Source organism: Faecalimicrobium dakarense (assembly GCF_000499525.1).
Lineage (GTDB): Bacteria > Bacillota > Clostridia > Peptostreptococcales > Peptostreptococcaceae > Faecalimicrobium > Faecalimicrobium dakarense.
The window spans coordinates 1-5,739 of the sequence record NZ_HG529248.1 but is presented as its reverse complement, the minus strand read 5'-3'; the positions used below and the strand labels follow the sequence as shown (position 1 = coordinate 5,739).

Genomic DNA, 5,739 nt, shown 5'->3' with positions numbered 1-5,739 from the left:
ATATCAATAATTTTTAAAGTTACGTCTAAAATATTTTATTAAGATATTATATACTTATTTTTTAAATAATAAAAACACTCATATGCAATGAATACGAGTGTTTTTATTATTTATAAATTACATTTAATACTTCACTTTTCAAATTCAATATTATTATAATATTCCAAGTTTTTAATTCTTAAAATACATAATTATCGCTAATATATATTTATATAAATAAATGTTCTATAATAAATATATTTATTGTAATCAGTAACTGAATTCATCTATAAACTCTATAAGTTCCTTTTTTAAATATTCATAACCATAACACTTAGAATTTAATTCCTCTTCTGGCATTATAGGAACAAATAAAATATCATAATTTTTATGAGCAAATACACCTTCATCATCCTGCTTAGGGAAAATTGTTAAAACCTTATATACAGGTTTTATTCTAGATACCTTTTTAATATTTGCATCATAATACTCTAATTGTGTATATGCTATAAGTTGTTTACATACATCTGTATCTATACCTTTATTATTGTAAATATACGATTTTTTCCTATATTTAACTTCTACAACTTCACAACCTCTTAATTCTTCTCCTTTATATAAGCTAATAAGTATATCTGGCCTTCTGTTTGAGCTAACTTGAGATGCAACTATTTGAGAATCTTCACTATTAGAAACTTCACTCGGCGTATTTAAATATTTATCATACGTTATAACTACTGAATAGTCTAGTTTAGTTAGTATTATACAATCTCCTGATTCTAAACTTGCGTTAAATACATCTTTTATATCTCTTGCTCTTAGCCATCCATCACTCCAATTAAATCCTAATTCCTCAAATATATCTTTTATTATTAAAAAGCTATAAATTTCAAATAATTTAGAAGTTTTTTTATGCGGAAATGTTATATCTATACCTCCATCGATATTAGAATTTCTCAACTTATTATATATCATATAAACTTCACTATAATGAGGATTTTTAAAATTTTAGCTGTAATATCAGGAGTATTATACTTAAATTCAATATCTTTTACCCAAGTTTCATTAATATAAAAATTTAGGCTAGCCTTTAATTTATTCAAACTATTTAGATTATTTTCTATGATTATCTCTTTTTCTCTGTATATATCAATATCTTTTTTAAGTATATTTATTTCACTACTTCTACTTAAATTAACCTTATATGTATTAGCTTCCTTTGATGCTTCTCTATATTGTTTTTGTTTACTTATAATTTGCTCTTCTATATTTTGCTTGTTATTATTAATATTATTAATAACTTTTATATACTCATGTTCCGCTTCTATAAGTATACTTTGCATATAAGTTAATATATTTTTAAATATTGAATTTTCGGTTATTTTGTTGGTAAGATAGCTATGATTTTCATAAAATACATTCTTAGTTAATATATTCTGATTATATGCAATTCCATTCTTAGAACTCCAACGTTGACTCTTAGCATTTGGATTTTTTGAATAATTTTGCAATCTATATATTTTTTCTATATCTAGCAATGGGTTATCTACTATATATTTAACGTGATTTAAAAGTTTATATTGAATACTATCTAGGTATCTATATAATTCAATATTTGCATATGAAATATCTTGCCTCTCTTTTGAGCATTTTTTTTCAAGATAAATATTATATGATATTCCTTTTACAACATTTTCTAAATATTCTCTAATTTTTATAATAGAATTCCACTTTACCGAGTTTGGGATAATATTGAAAAAACCCTCATGACTTCCAGTTTGAGAATATATCTTAATCGAGTACTCTCCTGGAACTAACATATCACTAGAATCTCCACCAGGAGATAAAACAATATAATCTCCATCTCTTAATGTTCTTAATGTATCCTCTTGACGGTATATACTTTTATATGTATTAGAATTTTTCATATTTTCATAATAGTATGATTCTAATTTAATAACAACAGATTTATCTTCACAACTCAAACTCACTTCAATTTTATCATATTCCTTAAATTCAAAAACTGGCTTGTTCTTATACCTTTCATTAAAATCACTTAAATTTATTTTTATTTCATTTGTTCTAGAGATATCTGGCCTATTAGAATAAGATGTTTTTATAATTAATTTAATTAGTGTATCCATACATACTTAACTCCTTGGCCTTTCTTATTATTTCTTGTTTAGTCAATTCAAAATCACTTATTTTCATAGCATCTTCACTATTAAAGAAATTGTATAATTCACTATTCGAAATTTCTTTTGAATTAATATCTAACTTGCCTATAAGACCTCCATATTGTCTTTCAGTTCCTTTTAATTTAGTCAATAACCTCTGTTTTATCTCTATATCAAATGCTTCTCTCCTTGAAATAGTTTCTACATCATTTTCATCAAATATAGAAGGAATATTATTGATATAACTACAAATTTTTTCTAATATTCTAAATGATACTCCCTTTTGCTGATCATGTATTTGTATTATATCATGCAAATTATCTAACAATATTAATTCTTGATTTGTTAAATCTTCTACACCATTAGTACCTGCTACCCAAGACCTATATTCTTCATGTGAATATGTTATTTTTTCAACTTCACCTATATTATAGCTATTTATTTTTTCATTTTTAAACTCTGTGAACTTTTTCTTTTTAAGGGTTACTATGTTTGCTCTATCTAGCAGCCTATCTGAAAAATCTTTAGTTGTTTCATCAATATTAACTGTTCCTATAAAGATTATATTATCTCCTATGTTTAAAGTGTGTTTATATTTTATACTATTATGGCAAACTGCATCTTTACTGTAAAGCTTTAGTTTTCTATCTTTAGGTTCAAGTTCTAATAAAGATATAAATGGAGCAAACCAGTGTTCTACTTGAGATAAATTCATTTCATCAAATATTATCATATGCATTTTATTCGGGTTATTTTCAGCATGCACAAGTAAATCCACTAATCCAGTCTCCGATGCTATATACAATCCTGTGGTGTTATTCAAATATCCGGTTAAATCTTCTGGCTCTGTATATGATGGGCTTATTGGTAAAAATAATAAAGTATTATTGTCTTCATTTATCCCTAACATTTCTCCATATGTTATTGCTATTTTAGTTTTCCCGTTCCACTCATCCCAGCAAGTATTGTAAGCGGATTAGTCTTTACGCTTATATGAAAATTTACTATATCTTTTATATCATAACAAAGATTATTCTTTACTGTGTAACTCTTAAATTTCATTAAGAATTCACTTTCCATTGAAGCTGATTTAAATATATTTTTTATATTTTCTTCATAATTTAATTCTTCTTCTATCTCTAGATTTTCTGTATTCTTTAAATTACTATGACTTAAATTAGATACATTAGTTAAATCATTATAATTATTCTTATCATATTCTTCTATATCTTCAATGTTATTACTATTATCATCATATCTTTCTATATATTTTTCTTTAAATATAGATTCTCCCTTATCTGATATTTCATATAATCGATTATATAAAAAATCTTGAGATACAAATAATAAATCATCTAGTATGTCTAAGATATCATCCTTATAATCATCATCTGTAAATTCTATTTTATTCCTACGAATCTCCTCATATCCCCTATCACAACACCACAGTTTATAATTTTCATCATGTTTTTTCCAAGATTGAAAATTTGAATATATATATTCTCCGCATATTACAAATTCAGGAAGAATCATATTATTATTATAATTTTGCAAATATATATATTCTCCAGTCCTAAGTTTATTTTCAAATGATTCATGATTCATCTTGACTACTGGAATATATGTATACTTGGTATTTTTATTATAATCTCCTATTATAGATTGTATTTTTACATTTTTATATACCATTCCGGTACTTTGGTCATATGATATAATTGGCTTAAACAATATAAGTTTTCCTTCAAATTCATTATATATATCTTCTTTCTTCTCTTCATAACTTAAAAGATTATATGTATTTTGGTCTTTATAACCAAAAGGGTATATATCTACGTTTCTATGATGATTATCAATTCCTACGTATAATTTTCCTGAATTACAATTCGAATTAACTACCTTGGTTATATATTCAGGCTCTTCACTCACTGATTCTAAATAAAATATCATGTTAGATTTTTCGGTATATTTTTTATTTTTCATTTTAGTTACAGCTTCTCTCGTCTCTCCTAAGTTAGGGTATTCCTGTATATCTGTAGCTAATATACCTAATAAGTATGTTTCATTACTTTTCAAAACATCTAAATCTTTTCTTTTTTCTATTTTTGTTAGCATGTCAATTAATTTTTCTCCCTTGATTTATTTTATCGAATTTATACTATATATAAAAATAGTTATTATTTTTTTTCCTAAATTCTAATATCTTTTCTATTAAATCTAATTCATTCGAAAATAAAAAAGTTTTATATTCTAATGATTTTTGTTTACTTCTCCTCTTAATTCTTGCTAATTCTTGAGGTTTTATATTGTTCCCCTGTATATATATCTCTTGTATATCTAACTTAGTTATTCTTTCTATAAGTTCATCAATATTAGAATTAATATCCTTATAATTTATAAATAATATATCTTTAAATAAACTTTTAGCAGCTTCTATATCTGATGTATAAATCAAGCATTCACTATAACTATCTAACTCATAACTATTATCTTCAACATATATTTTATTGTTGGACTCTTCTTTGAGTCTCTCATATTTTTTATTAATTTCATTTTTTAAATTTATTAAATCTTCATATTTAATCTTTAATTCTTTGATATCTACACTTTCTTTTTCAAACAAACAAATGTCCTTTTCATTTTTTTAATAATATTTTTTAATTCTTTATTTTCATTATTCAGCCGTTTATTTTCATTATATAATCTATTATTTTCATTTTTTATTTTTGATACTTCTATTTTGTTTTTTTCTATTATCATTTTTAATACTTCAATATCTTTCTGAAGTTTCTTTAACTCTAGGTAATCCATTGGCTTGCTAACTTTAAAATCATTTATTCCTTTAAATAAAAAATCTCCATTTTTATTATTTTCTATTATAATTTCTAAATTTTTTTGAATAATTTCCGGAAATTTTATGTAAGCAGTGCAAAATTGCTCTATGTTAGATAATTTAAATTTCTCACCTGATATAAGAATATCTATAAAATTATCTTTATTACAATTTATAAGATCTTTATCTGCTAACCCCATTTTTACAGACTGTATAGGTGAACTTCCTTTTATTTTATACTTCTTATTCATTTTTGAAATTGTCGGCTCTCTAAGCAATTTCTGCAATTTAATCTTCTTTAACAACTTGTTTTGTTTAGAATTTTTGTCTAAAAAAAATTCAGATAATATATAATCTATAGATTTTTCATCTAATAATTCCATAAAGACTTCAATTTCATTCATATACGACCCCTTCCATCTAAGTATTTTTATCAAATTTTCTACAACTATTAACAGTAATAATTTATCACAATCCTTTTATATAAGTAAATACTATAATTAAATCTATATAATACTCTTATACAATAAAAAATTTAAGTTTTACAATTTTAGCGAGAATCAAACATTCCAATCACATTGACTCTATATCAACGTGGTCCTTATTCAATTTTTTAATATTGTTTATATTAATATTGTTTATAATAGTATTGGCATATAAATTTACATATACTATATCTTCTAATTATGCATTAGCATTTTAATATTAGCCTTATGTTTACTTTTATCTTTAATAAATTTATACAATAAAAAA

6 protein-coding genes are annotated in these 5,739 nt (G+C 23.6%); all 6 read right to left on the bottom strand.

Annotated elements, in window-relative coordinates; translation table 11 throughout:
* Positions 1-249 precede the first annotated feature (249 nt).
* Genes BN899_RS03095 through BN899_RS03070 form a run of 6 tightly spaced genes read right to left on the bottom strand, consistent with a single transcriptional unit; the run spans position 250 to position 5,390 of the window.
* The gene (locus BN899_RS03095) at positions 250-954 is read right to left on the bottom strand and encodes a hypothetical protein (RefSeq protein ID WP_042272823.1); all 705 of its coding nucleotides are present in this window, start codon (positions 952-954) and stop codon (positions 250-252) included.
* Complete coding sequence (locus BN899_RS03090) at positions 951-2,123, bottom strand: hypothetical protein (protein ID WP_042272820.1); 1,173 nt, start codon at positions 2,121-2,123, stop codon at positions 951-953. The genes BN899_RS03095 and BN899_RS03090 overlap by 4 nt, the downstream gene beginning before the upstream one ends.
* The gene (locus BN899_RS03085) at positions 2,107-3,066 is read right to left on the bottom strand and encodes a hypothetical protein (RefSeq protein WP_052356541.1); all 960 of its coding nucleotides are present in this window, start codon (positions 3,064-3,066) and stop codon (positions 2,107-2,109) included. The genes BN899_RS03090 and BN899_RS03085 overlap by 17 nt, the downstream gene beginning before the upstream one ends.
* Before the next feature lie 17 nt (positions 3,067-3,083).
* Positions 3,084-4,268, bottom strand: coding sequence for a hypothetical protein (locus BN899_RS03080; protein WP_052356539.1), 1,185 nt, complete (start codon positions 4,266-4,268; stop codon positions 3,084-3,086).
* Between the two features lie 43 nt (positions 4,269-4,311).
* Entirely contained in the window at positions 4,312-4,776 is a 465-nt protein-coding gene (locus BN899_RS03075; RefSeq protein WP_042272816.1) for a hypothetical protein, read from the bottom strand.
* Positions 4,755-5,390, bottom strand: coding sequence for a hypothetical protein (locus BN899_RS03070; RefSeq protein WP_042272812.1), 636 nt, complete (start codon positions 5,388-5,390; stop codon positions 4,755-4,757). The genes BN899_RS03075 and BN899_RS03070 overlap by 22 nt, the downstream gene beginning before the upstream one ends.
* Positions 5,391-5,739 lie beyond the last annotated feature (349 nt).